At 46.8% G+C, this 19,278-nt stretch carries 19 protein-coding genes and 1 tRNA gene; all 20 read right to left on the reverse strand.

Annotated elements, in window-relative coordinates; genetic code table 11:
* Positions 1-284: 284 nt before the first annotated feature.
* Positions 285-899: a sulfurtransferase-like selenium metabolism protein YedF gene (gene yedF / locus AC27IJ_RS09000; protein ID WP_313257499.1), complete on the reverse strand. Its 615-nt coding sequence runs from the start codon at positions 897-899 to the stop codon at positions 285-287.
* Position 900: 1 nt separating this feature from the next.
* Positions 901-1,269: a helix-turn-helix domain-containing protein gene (locus AC27IJ_RS09005; RefSeq protein WP_312442233.1), complete on the reverse strand. Its 369-nt coding sequence runs from the start codon at positions 1,267-1,269 to the stop codon at positions 901-903.
* 201 nt (positions 1,270-1,470) lie between these two features.
* Positions 1,471-1,803 carry a DUF1292 domain-containing protein gene (locus AC27IJ_RS09010; protein ID WP_312442231.1) on the reverse strand — a complete coding sequence of 111 codons (333 nt, stop codon included), beginning with the start codon at positions 1,801-1,803 and terminating at the stop codon, positions 1,471-1,473.
* A 99-nt stretch (positions 1,804-1,902) separates the two neighbouring features.
* On the reverse strand, positions 1,903-2,427 hold the full coding sequence (locus tag AC27IJ_RS09015; RefSeq protein ID WP_312442230.1) for a cob(I)yrinic acid a,c-diamide adenosyltransferase: 525 nt from the start codon (positions 2,425-2,427) through the stop codon (positions 1,903-1,905).
* Between the two features lie 79 nt (positions 2,428-2,506).
* On the reverse strand, positions 2,507-4,351 hold the full coding sequence (locus AC27IJ_RS09020; protein WP_312442229.1) for an ATP-dependent helicase: 1,845 nt from the start codon (positions 4,349-4,351) through the stop codon (positions 2,507-2,509).
* 99 nt (positions 4,352-4,450) lie between these two features.
* A complete protein-coding gene (gltX, locus tag AC27IJ_RS09025; RefSeq protein ID WP_312442228.1) occupies positions 4,451-5,911 on the reverse strand; it encodes a glutamate--tRNA ligase in 1,461 nt (486 codons plus the stop codon).
* Positions 5,912-6,039: 128 nt separating this feature from the next.
* Positions 6,040-7,389 (reverse strand): magnesium transporter, encoded by a 1,350-nt coding sequence (gene mgtE / locus AC27IJ_RS09030; RefSeq protein WP_312442227.1) that lies wholly within the window; start codon positions 7,387-7,389, stop codon positions 6,040-6,042.
* Between the two features lie 350 nt (positions 7,390-7,739).
* The gene (locus AC27IJ_RS09035; RefSeq protein ID WP_312442226.1) at positions 7,740-10,292 is read right to left on the reverse strand and encodes a transglycosylase domain-containing protein; all 2,553 of its coding nucleotides are present in this window, start codon (positions 10,290-10,292) and stop codon (positions 7,740-7,742) included.
* A 165-nt stretch (positions 10,293-10,457) separates the two neighbouring features.
* Positions 10,458-10,530 (reverse strand) — tRNA-Thr (locus AC27IJ_RS09040).
* Between the two features lie 205 nt (positions 10,531-10,735).
* Positions 10,736-11,680, reverse strand: a complete 945-nt coding sequence (locus AC27IJ_RS09045; RefSeq protein WP_313257501.1) for an L-lactate dehydrogenase — start codon at positions 11,678-11,680, stop codon at positions 10,736-10,738.
* Positions 11,681-11,745: 65 nt separating this feature from the next.
* A complete protein-coding gene (locus tag AC27IJ_RS09050; protein ID WP_487148472.1) occupies positions 11,746-12,813 on the reverse strand; it encodes a type IV pilus twitching motility protein PilT in 1,068 nt (355 codons plus the stop codon).
* Positions 12,810-13,304 (reverse strand): short-chain dehydrogenase, encoded by a 495-nt coding sequence (locus AC27IJ_RS09055; protein WP_312442223.1) that lies wholly within the window; start codon positions 13,302-13,304, stop codon positions 12,810-12,812. The genes AC27IJ_RS09050 and AC27IJ_RS09055 overlap by 4 nt, the downstream gene beginning before the upstream one ends.
* A gap of 13 nt (positions 13,305-13,317) precedes the next feature.
* Positions 13,318-13,728 (reverse strand): hypothetical protein, encoded by a 411-nt coding sequence (locus tag AC27IJ_RS09060; RefSeq protein ID WP_312442222.1) that lies wholly within the window; start codon positions 13,726-13,728, stop codon positions 13,318-13,320.
* Positions 13,721-14,212, reverse strand: a complete 492-nt coding sequence (locus AC27IJ_RS09065) for a DUF4860 domain-containing protein (protein WP_312500994.1) — start codon at positions 14,210-14,212, stop codon at positions 13,721-13,723. The genes AC27IJ_RS09060 and AC27IJ_RS09065 overlap by 8 nt, the downstream gene beginning before the upstream one ends.
* Before the next feature lie 15 nt (positions 14,213-14,227).
* A complete protein-coding gene (locus AC27IJ_RS09070) occupies positions 14,228-14,551 on the reverse strand; it encodes an FXYD domain-containing ion transport regulator (protein ID WP_312442219.1) in 324 nt (107 codons plus the stop codon).
* 11 nt (positions 14,552-14,562) lie between these two features.
* The gene (locus AC27IJ_RS09075) at positions 14,563-15,615 is read right to left on the reverse strand and encodes a type II secretion system F family protein (RefSeq protein WP_313257502.1); all 1,053 of its coding nucleotides are present in this window, start codon (positions 15,613-15,615) and stop codon (positions 14,563-14,565) included.
* 29 nt (positions 15,616-15,644) lie between these two features.
* Positions 15,645-16,628, reverse strand: coding sequence for a transglutaminase-like domain-containing protein (locus tag AC27IJ_RS09080; RefSeq protein WP_312442217.1), 984 nt, complete (start codon positions 16,626-16,628; stop codon positions 15,645-15,647).
* Between the two features lie 19 nt (positions 16,629-16,647).
* Positions 16,648-17,385 carry a 23S rRNA (guanosine(2251)-2'-O)-methyltransferase RlmB gene (gene rlmB / locus AC27IJ_RS09085; protein WP_312442216.1) on the reverse strand — a complete coding sequence of 246 codons (738 nt, stop codon included), beginning with the start codon at positions 17,383-17,385 and terminating at the stop codon, positions 16,648-16,650.
* On the reverse strand, positions 17,382-17,840 hold the full coding sequence (locus AC27IJ_RS09090) for a Mini-ribonuclease 3 (protein ID WP_312442214.1): 459 nt from the start codon (positions 17,838-17,840) through the stop codon (positions 17,382-17,384). The genes rlmB and AC27IJ_RS09090 overlap by 4 nt, the downstream gene beginning before the upstream one ends.
* Positions 17,825-19,228, reverse strand: coding sequence for a cysteine--tRNA ligase (gene cysS, locus AC27IJ_RS09095; RefSeq protein ID WP_312442213.1), 1,404 nt, complete (start codon positions 19,226-19,228; stop codon positions 17,825-17,827). Before cysS ends, AC27IJ_RS09090 begins: the two co-directional genes overlap by 16 nt.
* Positions 19,229-19,278: the final 50 nt, after the last annotated feature.

Raw genomic sequence — 19,278 nt, forward strand, 5'->3', positions numbered from 1 at the left:
CTCAGTCATGCCACTCATAATTTGGCGGATAGAACGTACTTCTAAAAGACATATGCGTAAACCGCCAAATTATTCATGCCGGGCGTCCGCCCTAAGAAATATTTGTACAATTTGTGCTTAAGGAGCAAGCTCCCACGCACAAATTAAACAGATGTTTCTGCATGACTTAACTGTAACTACAAGTCAAGCCTGCCAGTGATGTTAAAAATTAGCTGAGTGAATTATAGAACAAAAACCTCTGTTTTGTCAATAAAAACCATCCACTGCCCATGAAACCGGGAGTGTTAAGGCCTGATCACCAGACGGGCGCCAGCCATTTTTTCTACAATTTCATACATATTGGTTACCGAGCCAACTTTCAGTTTGTCTGTTAATTCATAATGATTCAGGCAGGTTCCGCAGGTGAGGATTTCCACGCCCTGCGCCTCTAAGCTCTTTAGATCCTCCAGGGACTGAGAGCCTTCCACGGATAACCTGGCTCCCCCATTGTAAAGGAGAACCGTCTCAGGAAGCTCTTCCAGCTTGGTAAGAGCATAAACAAATCCCTTCATCAGAATGCGTCCAAGCTCTTCATTGCCTCCTCCCATCTGATCCGATGAAAGTACCGCTACAAGGCCTTTTTTTCTGGCATCGGGAAGGCATTCTTCTTCGTTGACCGTTTCTTCCATACTGCCGGATTTTCTGTTTACGTGGAACAGGATTTCATATTCCCCTTCCGCTTTTTTCTCTGAAACCGGAGCAACACCCTCATAATTCCCAAGCTTCATTACATTCTGAACAGCAATTTCATTGTCCACAAGGACCTTCAATGTACCCTCTCCCATATCCTTTAATGCCTCTTTTGCCTTAATAACCGGCTGAGGGCAAGTAAGGCCTCTGGCATCAACAATTTTTTCCATTTTACCGTTCTCCTTTTCTTCTATTTTCTCTTTCCAGTTCTTCCATTACAATAATCATAGACCGCAAAAGCCGTCTGTTATTCTTAGACAGCATTGTCGCCTTTTGTACCATCTCAATGATTTCATAATCATTCTGCCGTGATTCCCCGCATTTTGCCTCTTCCTCCAGCAAAGAAAAGAATTCCGACATTTTTAGACCAAATGCATTGCAAATCCTGCCGAGTTTTGGAAGGCTGATATTGGCTCTTCTTCCAAACAAACTGGACAATGTGGACTGAGCAATCCCACTTTCTTTTGATAACCTGTACATAGACCACTCTTTGCTTCTGTTGATTTCCTCGATTTTCTTAAGTACCGCCTCGTTGTCCATACAGATATTCCTCACTTCCCATAGATACAATTATAGTAGTATATAGAACGCAGGTTTTATAGATTGCAATACTTGCTGCATATACTTCCATTATTAGTAGTAGTATTCTATGATTTGTAAGGTTTTATAAACACATGTTCCATATAAATCTTAAAACCGGGACCGGTCCCTTTTAAGGACCTGCCCCGGCTTTTCCTTTGTTTACTCTTCGTCTTCGTCTACCAGTTCATCATATTCCGCATCGTCCAGTAATTCGTCAAAGGCATCCGCAACAATCTCATATTCCTCGTCATCTTCAATATTTTCAAGATTCGGCTGCCCGTCCTCCTTCTCAAAATAACGGTACAGATAAACTTCTCCCTCTTCCGCCTCAGGGCCATTCATCGGAAGCAGTGCTATATAATCTCTTTCGCCTGCCGTGAAAATGGTAAGTACTACGCACTCCAGCTCTGATCCGTTATCCAGGGTCAGTGTAACTGTCATTTCCTCCTGCGGTTCCATATCATCTCGCTCTAAATTAGGATCCTGTGCCATCCCGATACCTCTCTTTTTTCTTAATCTAGTTGTACGGCGCTTTCTAACGCCTATTTCCACTCTATCAAACAATCCGGCAAAAATCAAGGGATTTTACCTTTAATATTCAATTCCCTGTCTTGCTGAAATTCCTCGGTCGTATGGATGTTTCACCTTTCTGATTTCCGACACATAATCCGCTGTTTCTACAAGCTTTTCTGAGGGATCTCTTCCTGTGAGAACCACTTCAAGCCCCTCCGGACGTGCAGAGAGAAACTCCAAAACCTTTTTTTCCTCTGCAAGACCAAAATTGCATACTGCCATGATCTCATCCAGAACAAGCAGGTCATAATTCTCCATTACCGCCTTGTTTAAGGTCATCTCCAATAATTGGGAATAGTAGATGCCTGCCTCCTTTTTCTGCTCAGGGGACATCCTGGAAAAAAAGCCAAAGCTCCGCTCACAGGGCGTGACTGTAATTCCGGAAAGCCCGCATAGTGCCTTTACTTCGCCGGAATGATCAGTTTTTAAAAATCGGGTAATGAGCACCCGTTTCCCGCTGCCGCAGGCGCGCACGGCCAGTCCTATGGCAGCCGTTGTCTTTCCCTTACCATCCCCACAGTATATGTGTACACAGGATTTCATATCTCTTTCTCCTTTCCTTATTACTGCCCATGCTTTTAGGGCATAAAGGTATACCCGCAGGGTGTTTCCTTATTCAAGGTCATTCCCGTTCCAGATATTCCCGGACAAATCGGGAAACCTCCTGCTTTTTGCTGTATCTTTCCCGCACATAATTGATGTGAAGCCGCTCCTTAGGTCTTGTCATGGCAACGTAAAACATCCGCCGCTCCTCTTCTAAATCTGCCGGAAGAACTGCTTTATGGTGAGGCGTCACGCCTTCATTGGCATCCAGAATGTAGACGATCCTGTATTCCAGGCCCTTGGAGCTGTGCATGGTCATAAGGGCGACTCCCCTGGAATTTCCTTCCCCTGACTGAGCCTGGGCTTTTAATTCTTCTCCATATTCCTTCATATGCCGGAACCATTCCGCCGCAGTGGGATAACCGGCCGCGCTCTCCTGAAGCTGGTCTAAAACCTCCAAAAGCTCCTCCGGCTTCATTCTCCGGTACTGGGCGTATTCCCGGATGTAATCGTCATAAGCCACCGCTTTCCTGATATAGTTTACAGCAGCCACAGGCGCCATATTCCTTATCATCTTTAAATCATATTCCAGCTGTTCGATCCGCTCCACCATCCAGCCCCTATCCTGATAAAAAGATTTTACCGCTTCCCAGTTCACCGGATTGTTTTCCACCGCGTCCCGGCTGATGTAGCGGTTCGGCCGGTTGATGATCTGGAGAACATTGGCCCTGGATAAATCGCCGGACGCCGCATGGATATAAGAAATAATGTTTTTTGCGATCCAATGGTCGTATAGGTTGGGCACCGAATCCTTCATGGAAAAGGGGATATTATATTCCATGAACTTTTCGATCAAAAGCCTTGGTCCCAGGTTTGTCCGGTAAAGGACCGCCATCTCCTGCCAATCAAACCCTGCCTTTGCATAAGCCATGATTTCCTGGACAATTTCTATAGTTTCCTCCTGGGGGTCCTGCCAGACTCTTGTGACAATCGGCTTTCCATGCCCCTTTTTCGTAATGATCCTTTTAGGAAAACGCATCTCATTGTGGGCGATCAGCTTTCCGGCAGCTTCCACAATTTCTTTGGTACTTCGGAAATTAATATTTAAAAGGACCTTTTTAGCTCCCTGATAATCCTTTTCAAAACCCAGCATGATTTCCGGCTTTGCTCCCCGGAAACGATAGATAGACTGGTCATCATCACCCACGATAAACAGATTATTTTCCGGTGCTGCCAGCATCCGGACAATTTCGTACTGCACCCGGTTAATATCCTGAAACTCATCCACCAGGATATACTGATACTTTTTCTGCCACGCGTCTAAGATGTCCTTCCGCTGGACAAATAATTCATAGCACATCACCATCATGTCGTCAAAGTCAATGAGATTGGCCCTGCGGAGCCGGTCCTCATACGTGAGATAGATCTGTTTGAATATTTCCTCAGAGCAGTTTTTGGAATAATAGTGATCCAGGTCAATCATCTCTCCTTTTACGGAGCTGATTTCTGAAAGGACGGAGGTCACGAATTCCGCCTCATCCTCTACTTCTACCTGGTTCTTATCCATGGCTTCCTTTATGTACTGGATCCTCTGCTCCTCCCTCACAATGCTGCGGGCATCGTACCGGTAGGCAAACTTCAGGATCCGGAAAAATATGGCATGGAAGGTTCCAAAGCTGACCGCAGACGGCCTGCCGTCCACAAGGCTTTCAAAACGTTCCTTCATCTCTCTGGCAGCTGCTTTTGTAAATGTGATGACCAGGATATTTGTCGGGTCCACACCGTACGCCTCAATCAAATGACATATCCGGTGGGTGATGGTAAAGGTCTTTCCTGAACCTGGACCGGCAAGGACCAGCATGGGACCTTTGTGGTGAAGGACCGCCTCCTTCTGGGCTCCCTCATATGTGACCTGTTCCTTCATGTTCTCCTCCATTTTGGAATCATGCCTTAAGCGGCAGACCCCATCAAAGAAAAGCAGAGGTCCGGTAATATCCGGAGCCTCTGCTTCTATAACTATAACTTATTGAGCCCCATTGCTTAAAAGTTCGATTCCCTTTCTAATTCTCCTAAGGGTTTCTTCTTTTCCAAGGATCTCCATAATCTCGGTAGCGCCTGCGGGGGTCATCTGCTTTCCTGAAACCGCGGTGCGGATGGGCCACATAACAAAACCGGTTTTATACTCCTTTTCGGAAACATACTTTGAAAGCGTTTCATACAGCGCACCATTGCTGTAATCCTCTTGAGCTTCCAGAATTGGAAGCACATCCTGCAATAGGTCAAGAGAGGTTTCGCTGCCTGTCTTCATCTTCTTATTGGTGTACATGGCAGTATCGTATTCCGGCAAAGTCTCAAAAAAGTCAATGTGTTCTGCAATGTCCGGAAAAACTTCGATTCTTGTTTTAACCATGGCCGCAATCATCTTTAAGTCCAGATCTTTCTTAATAACTGCCTTCAGATAAGGCTCCGCCAATTGGTAGAAACTTTCAAAGTCCATAGATTTCATATATTCGCTGTTCATCCAACGCAGCTTGGTCATGTCGAAAACTGCAGGGGATTTGCTGATATTGAGGAAGTCAAATTCTTTAATCAGATCATCCAGGGAGAAAATCTCCTGGTTGCCCACAGGGGACCAGCCCAAAAGAGCAACGTAATTCACAACAGCTTCGGAAATGAAGCCCTGCATGATCAGGTCTTCATAAGAGGAATGGCCGCTTCTCTTACTCAGCTTCTTGTGCTCCTCGTTGGTGATCAGCGGACAGTGTACATATACCGGAACGTCCCAGCCAAATGCGGCATAAAGACGGTTATATTTCGGGGAAGAGGATAAGTATTCGTTTCCTCTCACTACATGGGTAATTCCCATGAGATGATCATCTACCACGTTTGCAAAATTATAAGTGGGGAATCCGTCGGATTTGATTAAGACCATATCATCTAACTCCGAGTTGTCCACGGAAATGTCGCCGTATATCTCATCATGGAAAGCAGTTGTTCCTTCTGTAGGATTGTTCTGGCGGATAACATAAGGCTGACCTGCCGCTAAATTGGCTTCTACCTCTTCTTTGGAAAGATGGAGGCAGTGCTTATCATAAGTCATGATCTCCTGGCCATCCACAGTCTTTTTAAGGGAATCCAGCCTTTCCTGGGTACAGAAGCAGTAATAAGCTTCCCCTTTTTCTACAAGCTTTTTCGCGTATTCTAAATAAATACCGGAGGCCTGGCGCTCACTCTGTACATAGGGGCCTACGCCGCCATCCTTGTCCGGGCCCTCGTCATGGTTCAGCCCTGTCTCTTTTAAGGTTCTATAAATAATCTCGACAGCACCTTCCACAAAACGCTCCTGATCCGTATCTTCAATGCGGAGAAGGAAATCACCGCCTTCATGTTTTGCAATCAGGTAAGCATACAATGCAGTTCTTAAATTCCCTACGTGCATACGGCCCGTAGGACTTGGTGCGTATCTTGTTCTTATTTTACTCATTGTGAACACACTCCTATATCTTCTTTCTCGTAATGGGCCGGTTAATGGAAGTCACGCCAAAGCCACGTAGTTCATTATATAACGAACCATTGGAAAAAACAATGATTTAGCGGAAATTTCCAAAGCAATTATAATCCCAGGAGCCTGCAGGCCAGCTTAAAATATATGATCAGGCTGACCGCATCCACGATTGTGGTAATGAGAGGGGCCGCCATGATTGCCGGGTCCATGTGGAACACCTTGGCAGCAATGGGAAGAATTCCTCCAATGGTCTTTGCCACGATAACTGTGATCAAAAGGCTGAGCATCACCGTCAGGCAAAGCATCTCCTGCCCGGGATAAAGGATGATCAGACGGACATAATTCACAAGCCCCAGAATCAGTCCTACAAGGATGGCTACCTTTAATTCTTTAAATAACACACGGAAAACATCTTTTGTTCCAATCTCTCCCACAGCCATCCCTCTGATGATCATGGTGCTGCTCTGGCTACCTGCGTTGCCGCCTGTATCCGTAAGCATGGGGATAAAGGTCACGAGCAAAGGAATCAACGCAAAGGCCGATTCATATCTGGCCAGGATCCCGCCGGTCACCATACTGCTGATCATCAGTACCAGAAGCCACATAATCCTGTTTTTCGCCAGCTGAAACACGCTGGTTTTTAAATAGGGTTTTTCACTTGGGATCATGGCTGCCATTTTCTCAAAATCCTCTGTGGCCTCCTGTTCCATAACCTCCACTACGTCATCAACGGTAACGATGCCTACCAGGCGGTCTTCGTGATCCACCACCGGAAGGCTTAAAAGACCGTATTTCCGAAAGCTGTCCGCCACGGCTTCCTGATCCTCCGTTGTGACCGCCTTTATCACATGGGCATCCATGATGTCGCCGATGGCTACCTCGTAGGGATTCATTAATAAATCCTTGACCGTGACCACTCCCTCCAGCCTTCTTGTTGCATCCATCACATAGCAGGTGTAAATGGTTTCCTTATCCACTCCATGCTTCCTGATATAGTCAAAGGCCTGGGCCACAGTCATGGTCTTCTTAAGCCCCACATACTCAGCCGTCATGATGCTTCCGGCGCTGTTTTCCGGATAGTTTAAAAACTGGTTGATCAGCTTTCTGGTGTCAGTGGTCGCATTCCGCAGAACCCTTTTTACCACGCTGGCAGGCAGCTCCTCCAGCATGTCCACCGCATCATCCACAAATAAATCTTCTACTATTGTTCCCAGTTCGTGATCAGTCATGCTGTTTATAATGTGTTCCTGCTTGTCCACCTCCAGACATGCGAACACATCACTGGCCATCTCCTTAGGAAGCATCCGGAACACCACCACTGTTTTTTCTGAATCCAAAGCTTCAATGAACGCTGCAATATCCACTTCATTGAATTCCATCAGCATATCCTTAAGCTTTCGGAACTGACGGCTGTCTGCTAGACCCATCAGCTCTTCCATATTGTAACTCTCCTGCATTTCACTCTTCCTCCACATGAACTTGTTTTTCCGTCGCGGCTATATGGAAGCAAAACAAATTCTGCATTGCAGGCAGTTTCCTACAACGCAAAATAGCCACAATTACAGAACCAGCCTGTAATTCATGGCTATCATAAACGCAGAGAACCGTACTCTGTTAACGGCAGCGAGACCAGAGCAGACCCGAAGTACAGGATTCTGCCCTCACTGCCATACGCCTATGATCACTGTCTGCTTCCATCTTCTGACTTCGACCTTCCACTCTGATTCACTTCCTTTCCTAAATGATTTTCTCAATTAAGGATAACAGCTGCCATCATAAAATGCAACCCCTAACCCTTTTTTCTCTATTAATCCATACCTGGCCCTACCGCTTCCACTCCAGAATCAGGGCCTGCCGGACTAAAGATATGACCATTTTCCTCATCCGAATCTATATCTCCCGGGAAAACAGGCGGAACCGTCTCTTTTGGCTTTGTGACTCCCGGACCGATCTCCTGGGGTTTTCCCGAAGAATCTTCCTGTATGGGCAGGGATGCGGCGCGGTTTGCTGCCTCATCCAGCTGCGTCTTTAATCCATCATAATATTCGGTGCCAGCCAACTGGTCTAAAAGGCTGTAAGCGGTACTTATCTTTTCCTCTGTGAAGCTGTCCCTGTGCCCCAGGGCAGAGATTTCCCCGATCAGGGACTGGAGAGAAGAAACCGTCTGATCCACCGCCTGCCTGGCTTGCTGGGAAGCCTCTAGATCTCTTTGGGACTGGGCCTCCAGCTTTTTACGCTCTTCCTCTGCCTTCCATTTACTTCCATTAGCTTTTGCCGCTGACTCTGCTACAGAGGAAAACAAATCCTTCCTCCCTGTTTCGGCATCGGTTTTCTCCCCTGTGGAATTTACATTCCAAAGAGAGACCGTTGCAGGCATATCCCAATCCAGAACCGGAAGTCCGTTGTTTATCCCGGTCATGAAGTCCTGCCAGATCTTTCCTGAATAGGTTTTTCCATAAACTCCGGGCATGGCCTTTGGAGTGTCGTAACCTACCCAGACAGCCGTGGTGTAATGTTTTGTATACCCGCAGAACCAGGTGTCCTTATTGCTGTTGGTGGTTCCTGTCTTTCCGGCAGCCGGAATGCCAAGTCCCAGGCCATAGCCTGTTCCGTAAGGCTTATCCAGCGTACCCTTTAACACGTCGGTGATCATGTAAGCAGTATCTTCCGTAAATATTCTCTCATCCGCCTGGTTTCCATTATATACCTCACCGTCATACTGGCTTTCTATGCTGACGATACAGGTCTTATTGCTGTACATCCCTTTGTTTGCCAGGACCGAATATCCTTTTGCCATATCTACTACTCTGGCACCTTCGGTAAAGCCTCCGATGCTCATACTGCTGTTTCCGTTATCCAGATAGCTTATGCCTGCAAAATGCATCTTTCCCAGATAGCCGATGCCTTTGTCAACACCGATGTCTCCCAGAACCTGCCAGGCCACCGTATTAAGGCTTCGGTTCAATGCATCTCTCACGGAAACATTGCCATAATAATTTCCGCCGCTGTTCTTGGGCCCTTTATCAAACAGATGGTCATTCACCAGCCTGGAAGGATAATAATATCCGGTTTCAAAGGCGGGAGCATAGTCGATCAGCGGTTTTATGGTAGACCCCGGCTGGCGCTTGCTTAAAAATCCCCGGTTGTACTCATCATCCGTACCCCGGCCGCCCACAATGGCTACCACATATCCGGTATCGTTGTCAATGCATACCGCCGCACCCTGTAAGGCAAATTTTCCATTTTCCTGCAGATCCTTAAAGCCTTTCAGCCGGTTGTCAATGGTCTCCTGCAAGGAGTTCTGGATAGACGATTCCAGGCTTGTATGTATTTCAAAGCCTCCGTTCCGGATCATATCGCTCTTCGCCTGATAAAGTTCCTGATACTGTTCCTTATAAGAATCATAAGAGGCCTGGTTGCCAAATACATACTGAAAAACAAACTCCTCATTTTTCATTAATTCCAGGGCAGCGCAGTGTATGGCATAGCTTGTCAGATAATTTTCCTTTGTTCCCGGCTCATAGATCTTAGCAACCGTCAAGGGCTGCGCCTTGGCATTCTCCTTTTCCTCTTCCGTAATATACTTACAGATAGCCATATTGTCGATGATCTGGTTCCTCTTCCATTTTGAGGTTTCCGGATGGGCCACCGGATCATACCTTGACGGATTATTGCTGATGCCCGCCAGGGTGGCCGCCTCCCAGACAGTCAAATCCTTTGCTTCCTTATCAAAATAATAGCGGCTGGCCTCAGATACACCATAGCACCGGTTCGCAAAGAAATTGGTGTTGCAGTAAAATTCCAGGATGTCTGACTTGGAATACTTATCCTCCATGCGGGGCGCTGCAAAAAATTCGGTCAGCTTTCTCTGTATAGTTCTTTCCTGGGTCAGATAGGTATTCTTAATAACCTGCTGGGTGATGGTGCTTCCTCCCTGGGTGGCTGTCCCTTTGTTTTTTAAGTATACGACACCTGCACGCAATAACCCCTTGTAGTCGATGCCATGATGCTTATAAAACCTTCTGTCCTCCTGGGCAATATAAGCATTTTGAAGGTTCTTGCTGATCCCTGAAATCGGGACGTATTCATAGTGACCGGAATTGATAGTTCCGATCAAAGTTCCGGCAGAATCATAAATTCTCGTATCCGTGGGCTGGGAAAAATCAGTCTTTACCGTTTTGCTCATAATGGCATCTGCCTTTTCTTTGCAGGCCATAATATCATTCTGATATTTTAAGAATACAACGCCGCCGGCCAGGCATCCCAAAACCATAATTCCCAGAAATACGAAAAGAATGACTTTAATGGGCCGAAAGAATATGGCCCAGGGACTTTTGCGTTTCTTTTTTTTCTTCCCCATATCAATGTACCTCCTTTTCATCATTTTTGTATCCAATTGAATCAAGGGGATATGCTGCATATCCGGTTGATTCACAAGCTCAAGACCGAAAGAAGTCCTTCTTTCAACCTCAGCATATGACAAAAACGGGAAGCCTCTTTATTAAGACTTCCCGTTTGTTTTCAGAGCTGATGACGGGACTCGGACCCGTGACCTCCTCACTACCAATGAGGTGCGCTACCACCTGTGCCACATCAGCATCTTTACTCGTTCATCGCTGAACCTCGTATATCATAGCATGGGAAAATCTGTTTGTCAACGCTTTTTTGATTTTTTTACTGATATACAAACAATAGCAAAAACTTCAGATTTTAACCACTTATTTCATTCTCATATCAGGGTCCATAGACCCGGAAGAGAACAGGAAACCAGCTTTCTGTTTTCTGTTCTCTTCCATCGTTTTTTTATAAAATACCTTCGAAACCTTCCCGAAGAGTATCACATGAATGATGAAACTGTTTCATCTCTTCTTCCGTCAATGACAGGGAAATGATTCTCTGAATTCCGTTTTTATTGATAATACAAGGGACTCCTGCGTATACCTCCGACTGCCCGTATTCTCCCCGCAGCATGGCAGATACCGTAAAAACGCTGTTTTCATCTCCAAGTATGGCCCTGGTGATTCTGGTGAGGGCCATGCCGATCCCATAATAAGTGGCCTGCTTGGCCTCAATGATCCGGTAAGCCGCTCCGCGGACTTCGTCTTCGATCCGCTCCAGTTCTCCCCTGCACGCCAACCCCTCCTCTTCGCAAAGGGACAGGATGGGCTTTGTGGCGATCATGGCCTGGCTCCAGGGCACAAACTCACTGTCCCCGTGCTCTCCCATAACATAGGCATGGACATTTCTCGGATCCACCCGCAAGGATTCCCCTAACAGATACCGGAGCCTGGCCGTATCCAGAGCAGTGCCGCTTCCAAGCACCCGCTTAGGATTAAAGCCTGACAAAGAATAGGTAATTCTCGTCATAATATCCACCGGATTGGTAGCCACCAGGAAAATTCCATTAAAGCCTGATTCCGTTACCGGCTGCACGATGGACTGGAAAACGGACGCATTGCGCTTTAGCAGATCAAGCCTTGTCTCCCCGGGCTTTTGGGCTACTCCCGCACAGATCGCAACAATGTCCGCATCCGAGCAATCTTTGTATTCACCTGCATAAATCTTCATGTGGGATGTGGAGAAAGCAAGTCCATGATTTAAATCCATTGCCTCGCCTTCTGCCCTTTTCCGGTTGATGTCAATCAAAACCAGTTCATCACAAACACCCTGGTTTAAAAGGGAGTAGGCATAGCTCATTCCAACCATGCCAGTTCCGACTAATGCAACCTTTCTTTTATCTGTTCTCATAATCCGTCCGCTCTCCTCTCATTGATATGGATAGTGTATCAGCCTGGAATGCAAACTATGCGCGCTTACAGCACCCGGTCGATCTTTTTTGCCATTAATTCGCTGTTGCCGCTGTAAATGATGGCGTTTTCCCTGGTGATCTTTCCTTCTTTATATAAACTCAAAAGGCTGGTATCCATGGAAATCATACCTTCTCCCTGGCCGGTGGCGATCACGGAATCGATCTGATGGGTTTTGGCCTCTCGGATCATATTCCGGATGGCATTATTGAAAAACATAATTTCAAACGCCGGATAAACACTGCCATCCACGGCAGGGATCAGCTGCTGGGAAACCACGGCCTGAACCACCATGGAAAGCTGCATCCGGATCTGCTGCTGTTGGTTTGGCGGAAAATTATCAATGATGCGGTCAATGGTATTGGCCGCTCCCACCGTATGAAGGGTTGATATCACCAGATGACCGGTTTCCGCAGCCGTCATGGCAATTCGTATGGTCTCATAATCCCTCATCTCTCCTAGAAGGATCACGTCCGGAGCCTGGCGCAAAGCCGCACGAAGGCCGGTCACATAGCTGTCCGTGTCCGTCGTAACCTCTCTCTGGGTCACCACACTCTTTTTGTGGCGGTGAAGGTATTCAAGAGGATCTTCAAGGGTGATCACATGGGAGTTGCGGGTATTATTGATCTTGTCAATGATACAGGCCAGGGTAGTCGTCTTGCCGCTTCCCGCCGGTCCTGTGACCAGGATAAATCCCTTTGTCTTTCTGGCAATATCCATAACCGTCTCAGGAATATTAAGTGTCCTGTAATCAGGCAGTTCAAAGGTCACCACCCGGATCACCGCTGCAAGGGAACCTCTCTGGCGGAACACACTGGAACGAAATCTGGAAACTCCGGGAAGGGCAAAGGAAAAATCATCATCCCCATGCTCCCGAACCTTTTCCATGGTCCTGTTTCCTGCCAGCTCATATAGTTCCGTGATCAATTCCTCCATTTGAGCCTGAGACAGCCTTTCTTCATTCTGATTTATAATTCTGCTTCCTATTTTATAGGAAAACGGCATGCCTGGCACCAGAAAAATATCCGATGCATTCTGCGCCACGGCAGCACTTAACAAATCGATTGCCTTCATCTTCCAGTCTCCTGATTCTCTGTCTCCCCGCCTGTCCACACCGGCATGGAATTATCAATTTCATAATCCTCTGTCTGAACCACCTTCCACTTTGATATCCGGATATCTTCCTTCTCCTCCGGATTCAAAACCAGTTCTATGGAAAGGGCCTGGGACCGTTCCATGGGAATATTTACGGTTACAGTTTCCTCCTCCGGCGCATAGGCATCACCAAGCTCCCGGACTAAAAACTCCTTTCGCTCCTGAGGACCAAGGTTCTTTCCCCGGGCATCTGCCGCCTTTATTAAAACCATCTGGTAAAATGCCTCTCCCTCTCCATCTGCACGGTAGTACTCCGTCACAGCGAAAGCATTGCGCTCCGCCAGATTCCGCTCACTTTTTGCCGTGCTAAGGGAAAGCATCCCAAAGGTTATCAGGCACATAACAATGAATATAAGTATAAAGGAAGGACTTCCTATATTGGCCTTGTAGGCTTTTTCCTGTTTTGCCATGGTCCCACCTCCGTCAATGTTTCGTCTCATGTCCGTACACCGTAAGGGAATAGACATGTTTTCCGTTTCTGCTTACAGTCACTTCCGTCTGTCCGGGCTCAGAAACTTCTGCCTTTACACCAAAAACAGTCTTCTCTTTTTCACAGGGATTACCGGCCCCGTCAAATCCCATAACATAGCTTTCAGAACCGTCCTCCGGTCCATAAGCCTGAAATCTTTTTACAAGTCCCTCCGGGCCATGATCCTTCCAGACCTCCGCTACGCTTTGGGCGATCAGCACACCCTGGTTTAAATCCGCCGCTTCCCGGCTCATGAAATCTGCTGTAACAAATGTTTTTATGCAGATGCCTGAACAAAGGATAAAGAAAAAAACTACAGCGATCATCTCCATCATAAATACGCCTGAGGGGTGTTTTCTATGCATCGTCCATCCCTCCGCTTCTTAGGGAAAGCCAGAGGCTGCCTCCGCCTTCCCCCTCCGTTTTTATATGTAGAAGCCTGCCATCCATTTCCAGGGTAACGGGGCTGCATTCCAGAATTTCATTTCCATCTCCTACCCCCAGGCCGCTTTCTTCATCTGTAAATAATTCCCATAGTCTGCCATCCTGGTAATAAATAAGGGTCACATAAACCGAATCCTGTATCTCCTGTTCCAGCTTAAGAACAGGGATTCCAGCCATCTCCGTCAGAGAAACCATGCCGGCTTCATCTCCCTGCCTCACCTTATTGGCTATGTAGCTTAAGGCCACATCCTTTTGGTAGGTATCCTCTGCCCTGCCATTGATATTCTCGTAGACTTTACCTCCAATGAGTACCGAAAATAAAGCGCAGAGTACAAAGACAAGAAACAGCAGTATGGTAAACAGAGCATTGGCCATCTGGCCTCTTTGGTTTTCTTTTCCGCTCAAATGCCCACCTCCTGGTTATCGTTCATGGGGATTGACTGTTATATCCGGCATAAAGTTGGAAGCAAAGCCGCTGTAAAATATGTCATACCGGTTTCTGTCAATTTGTATTCCATAATTTTCTTCCAGATATTCTACGTTTGGCGGATATCTTCCCTCAATGGCATAGCACTGCACCGAAGCCCTGCGTATGGCATCCCGAAGAGTCTCTGCTCCCTTTGTATCGGCTTTCCATGAAAAAATGAGGATCCCTGACACAAAAAGAACCACCGCACAGACAAAACCCACCAGTGAAATCACCTGGCCCAGGTCCTCCCTGGGAGATTGTTTCCATTTCTTCATTTAAGTGCCCCCTATCCGATCGCCGACAAGACACTGACAAGAGGAAGCATGACAGACAGAAGCACCAACCCTACCGCAACGGCAAGCACAGCTACCACCGTAGGTTCAAACCGGCTGACCATATGTTCCATGACCGTATCCGCTTCATCTTCATAACTCTTGGAGATTTCCTCCATGACCCGGTCCAGCCGCCCGCTTCTGGTGCCTACCTTTATCATCTGCACATAAAAGCCCTTAAACAGCCCGGTGTTCTTCATGGCGGTATAATAGTCGGTTCCTGCCTCAAGCTCTTTCGCACACTGCCTGATCTTTTCTTCCACAGCCTGATTATCAACCAGCTGCCCTGCAAGCTCCATGCCCTTTTCCAGCTCAAGTCCGCTGTGAAGGGTCAGTGCCAGGACCGAGGTAAAGCGCCGGTTGGAAATTGCAAGAGCCATGCGGCTCCTTCTTTTTATCCACTGGATCAGCCGTTCCGCAATCAGGAGCTTTTTCCCCTTTCTGCCAAGAAGCCACACCAGGGCAGCCGCAAAAGCCAAAAGGATCCCAAGAACCAGAGAAACTGCACAGAACACGCCTCCAAGCTTTGTTGCAGCAAGAGAAACCGGCGACATCTCTGCCCCCAGCTGTTGGTATACATTTTCAAATATGGGCATAACCCTGGTAAATAAGACCAGAAGAACCACCAGAAGCATGAAAATCATGATGATTGGGTAAGTGACTGCATTCCTTATACTTTTCATAAGAATATGCTCTTTTTCATAATATCCGGCTAATGATTCCATGATCTGATCCAGGGTTCCTGTTTCCTCCCCCAGCTTTGCCATCCGGATCACATAGGCTGGAAAAAAAACTGTATTTTCAAGTACTTTTGAGAAAGGAACACCTAGCTCAGCTTCTTCTGCCATTTGCATAAGAATATGTTTCTCTTCCCCCCATACGGAATCCTCCGCCATAACAGACAATCCCTCATCAAGAGGGATTGCAGCGTGGAGAAGAATTGATATCTGAAGGCAAAAAGCGGAAAGTTCCCTTGCGGAATATCCCATTTTCGCTTTCGTTTTCATCTGTCGTATCTCCTTTATAATGATGTTCTTTAGTATGTATATTTCGCCTTATAGTTGGAGCTGTTTGTGATGTATTGCTGTATGTTTGGGTCAGCGCCTCCGGAGGATGCAAACGTCGGGTCCATAAGCTTCCAGTCGTATCCGTCAAAATAAATGATATTATCCACCCAGCCCTGGCCGTCAATATAAACATTGACCCATGCATGATAAAGGCTGCCTGTATAACCAACCACAAGCTTCGTAGGGATATTCTGAGAACGCAGCATGGCAGTCATAACTGCCGCATAATCAAAGCAGATTCCCTTTTTCTGGGACAGCACCTGATCTACATTAGGCAGATAGCCGGACTGAACCGAGCTTGCAAGTGCCGTATCATAGGTAAAATTCTTTACCACATAATTATAGACATTGGTCACAACGCCAATGGAATCAGGCGCAGAAGCCGCAAGCTCCTCCCCCTTTTTCACCACCGCACTGCCTGTGGAAAAATTTACGTACTGATTTGGATAAAGGAATGGATCAAACTGATCCGCAAGTGTTACATTGATTTCACTGCTGGATTTTATGGCGTACTGGTTGCCCTGCACCTGCTCTAAAACACGGACCGTATATTTTCCGTTTCCTTCCGTAAGAGGAAATACCTCATAAGCAGATCTGGCATTTAAATCATAGGAATACGTTTCCCCTCCGCTTTTTATTACCTGTACTTTTATCTTGGAAGAATTTCCACTATACTGGACCATCACATAACCATGACTGGCGTTGGAAGCATCTACCAGCGCAGAACCGTTTCCATATGTGACTGTTCCCGGAGCCTGAGGGATTCTCACATTGCTCCCGGAAGGCTTTGAATAAAGAGGAACCGCTTCATCTTCAATGCTCACTACGGTCTTCCACTCAATGCTTCCCTCTGTGCTGTCCGCCGCAGCAATATTACTGCCTGATACAAAGCCGCTGAAAGAAAACAGTATCACCGCGCAAGCAGCCGCCATAGCCGTACCATTCTTTTTCATAATCATCACTCCTCATCTATTATCCCAAACGTTGTCTTACGACCTCATAAGCCAGCACTCCTGCTGCCACAGAAGCATTCAGGGAATCAATATCCCCCTTCATGGGTATGGAAGCCACCATGTCACAGGTTTCCTTAACCAGTTTTCCCACGCCGCTTCCCTCACTGCCGATCACAAGGCCGATGGGCCCCTTTAAGTCGAGCCGGTACATCACTTCTCCAGCCATATCGGCGCAGACAAACCACATCCCCTTTTTCTTTAATTCTTCCATGGTAGCTGTGAGATTGGTCACTTTAGCCACAGGTGTATAATTAAGCGCTCCTGCCGAGGTCTTTGCAACCGTTGCCGTAAGTCCCACGGCCCGGCGCTTGGGAATTATGACCCCATGGGCCCCAGCCAGATTGGCCGTACGGATGATCGCCCCCAGATTGTGAGGGTCTTCGATCCCGTCTAATAAGAAGAGGAAGGGAGGTTCCCCCTTTTCTTCCGCTGCCTTTAACAGATCTTCCACCTCTGCGTATTCATAGGCCGCAGCATGGGCAATGACACCCTGATGGTGCCCTTCCTCAGACATCTGGTCCAAGCGCTCTCTTTCCACAAAATTAATGATGGTGTCCTTTTTTTTTGCTTCCCTGATAATGGACTGGATGGGGCCATCCTGGACTCCCTTTTGTACATACAGCTTATCAATCGTCTTTCCGGAACGGAATGCCTCCAATACCGCATTCCTTCCTTCTATGGTAAATTCCTCTATCATTCCAGTTCTCCTATTCGTTCAAGTCCTCTGCCTACCAGAGTGATCAGACGGTCAAAATTGCCGTTTAAATACAGATAGCCGCACAGGGCTTCAAATCCGGTTGCAGTCCTGTAATCAGCAACGGTAGCGTGCTTTGCAGTTGTCACTGCCTTGGCATTGCGTCCCCGCTTGTATGCTGCTACCTCTTCCGGAGTTAAGTCTTCGTCTTCAAGAAGCCGGCGGATGATCCCAGCCTGCGCTCCTGCGTTCACCAGCATAGCACTCTTCTTATGCATATTATGCACCTGGGTGCTTCCATGGTTCATAACCTTTGTCCGAACGATCAATTCATAAACCGCATCTCCGATATACGCTAATGCCAGTGGGGAATAGGATTTCACATCCACTTCTTTTAGCTTTAATGTATCCTTAAAAAATTCTGAAAACGCTGCAAGTGATGTTATATTCTCTTCCATTTCACACCTTCCCTGGTGTCCTCCAGAACAATGCCCTTTTCTAAAAGCTTACCGCGGATCTCATCGGCAAGAGCAAAATTCTTGTCTTTTCTGGCCTGCTGCCTGCCCGCGATCATGGCTTCTATCTCGTCATCCAGGATCTCTTCATCCTTTTCCGTAATGATTCCAAGAACATCGCACAGCTTTTCAATGGTTTCTTTTAAATAAGTCACATATTCTCTGGAACTGTCTTCATTTGTGGTGGAGTTACTTAATTTTACCAGCTCAAATATGGCGGAAACAGCATCTGCTGTATTGAAGTCATCATCCATTGCAGCTTCATATTTGGAAACCAGCTCCTGTGCGGCATTTTTATCCTCATTGTCACGAAGTTTATCTGTCTTCGCAGAAGCTTCTAAGCCCTTTAATTTTTCAACTGCGGTTAATATTCTATCTAATCCGTTCTTTGATGATTCCATCAAATCGGCGTTGAAATTGATTGGGCTTCTGTAATGGGCACTCAGCATAAAGAAGCGCAGCACCTGTAAATCATATTTTTCACTGATTTCCCGGACAGTGAAAAAATTGCCCAGGGACTTGGACATCTTCTTATTATCGATATTTAAGAAGCCGTTGTGCATCCAGTATTTTGCGAATTCTTTTCCATTTGCCGCCTCACTCTGGGCGATCTCATTCTCATGATGAGGGAAGATTAAATCTTCTCCGCCAGCATGAATATCAATCTGTTCCCCAAGATATTTCCTGGACATTACGGAACACTCAATATGCCAGCCAGGCCGCCCTTCGCACCATGGAGACTCCCAGTAAGGCTCTCCTTCCTTTTTCGGCTTCCAAAGCACGAAATCAGTCGGATCCTCTTTTCCATCTTCACCGGTCACCTTGATCTCACGGAAACCGGACTGTAAATCTTCCAGATTCTTATGGGACAGCTTTCCATATCCCTCAAAGGAACTGGTGCGGAAATAAACCGTTCCGTCTTCCGCCGCATAGGCATGGCCGGAGGCAATAAGATTTTGGATCATATCCAGCATACCGCAGATTTCTTCTGTTGCCAGGGGACTTCTGGTTGCAGGCTTTACATTCAGCCCTTCCATATCCTTTTTGCATTCCTCAATATAACGCTTGGAAATGGTATCCGCATCCACGCCCTCTTCAATTGCCTTTTTAATGATCTTATCATCTATATCGGTAAAGTTTGATACAAAGTTAACCTCATAGCCTTTATATTCAAAATATCTCCGGACCGTATCAAATATGATAATGGGCCTTGCATTTCCAATGTGTATGAAATTGTAAACCGTTGGTCCGCAAACATACATGCGGACCTTTCCAGGCTCCAGGGAAACGAACTCTTCTTTCCGCCTGGATAATGTATTATAAATTTTCATAGTCTCTTCCTTTCCTCTTTACTGCCCACGCTTTTTGGGCAGGGCCCGCC

This window comes from Lacrimispora sp. YZC11 (assembly GCF_057543815.1).

Excerpts from the sequence above, each read along its gene's own strand:
- yedF (WP_313257499.1), bottom strand. The coding sequence starts at position 899 with ATGGAAAAAATTGTTGATGCCAGAGGCCTTACTTGCCCTCAGCCGGTT.
- AC27IJ_RS09005 (WP_312442233.1), bottom strand. The coding sequence starts at position 1,269 with ATGGACAACGAGGCGGTACTTAAGAAAATCGAGGAAATCAACAGAAGC.
- AC27IJ_RS09010 (WP_312442231.1), bottom strand. The coding sequence starts at position 1,803 with ATGGCACAGGATCCTAATTTAGAGCGAGATGATATGGAACCGCAGGAG.
- AC27IJ_RS09015 (WP_312442230.1), bottom strand. The coding sequence starts at position 2,427 with ATGAAATCCTGTGTACACATATACTGTGGGGATGGTAAGGGAAAGACA.
- AC27IJ_RS09020 (WP_312442229.1), bottom strand. The coding sequence starts at position 4,351 with ATGAAGGAACAGGTCACATATGAGGGAGCCCAGAAGGAGGCGGTCCTT.
- gltX (WP_312442228.1), bottom strand. The coding sequence starts at position 5,911 with ATGAGTAAAATAAGAACAAGATACGCACCAAGTCCTACGGGCCGTATG.
- mgtE (WP_312442227.1), bottom strand. The coding sequence starts at position 7,389 with ATGCAGGAGAGTTACAATATGGAAGAGCTGATGGGTCTAGCAGACAGC.
- AC27IJ_RS09035 (WP_312442226.1), bottom strand. The coding sequence starts at position 10,292 with ATGGGGAAGAAAAAAAAGAAACGCAAAAGTCCCTGGGCCATATTCTTT.
- AC27IJ_RS09045 (WP_313257501.1), bottom strand. The coding sequence starts at position 11,680 with ATGAGAACAGATAAAAGAAAGGTTGCATTAGTCGGAACTGGCATGGTT.
- AC27IJ_RS09050 (WP_487148472.1), bottom strand. The coding sequence starts at position 12,813 with ATGAAGGCAATCGATTTGTTAAGTGCTGCCGTGGCGCAGAATGCATCG.
- AC27IJ_RS09055 (WP_312442223.1), bottom strand. The coding sequence starts at position 13,304 with ATGGCAAAACAGGAAAAAGCCTACAAGGCCAATATAGGAAGTCCTTCC.
- AC27IJ_RS09060 (WP_312442222.1), bottom strand. The coding sequence starts at position 13,728 with ATGCATAGAAAACACCCCTCAGGCGTATTTATGATGGAGATGATCGCT.
- AC27IJ_RS09070 (WP_312442219.1), bottom strand. The coding sequence starts at position 14,551 with ATGAAGAAATGGAAACAATCTCCCAGGGAGGACCTGGGCCAGGTGATT.
- AC27IJ_RS09075 (WP_313257502.1), bottom strand. The coding sequence starts at position 15,615 with ATGAAAACGAAAGCGAAAATGGGATATTCCGCAAGGGAACTTTCCGCT.
- AC27IJ_RS09080 (WP_312442217.1), bottom strand. The coding sequence starts at position 16,628 with ATGAAAAAGAATGGTACGGCTATGGCGGCTGCTTGCGCGGTGATACTG.
- rlmB (WP_312442216.1), bottom strand. The coding sequence starts at position 17,385 with ATGATAGAGGAATTTACCATAGAAGGAAGGAATGCGGTATTGGAGGCA.
- AC27IJ_RS09090 (WP_312442214.1), bottom strand. The coding sequence starts at position 17,840 with ATGGAAGAGAATATAACATCACTTGCAGCGTTTTCAGAATTTTTTAAG.
- cysS (WP_312442213.1), bottom strand. The coding sequence starts at position 19,228 with ATGAAAATTTATAATACATTATCCAGGCGGAAAGAAGAGTTCGTTTCC.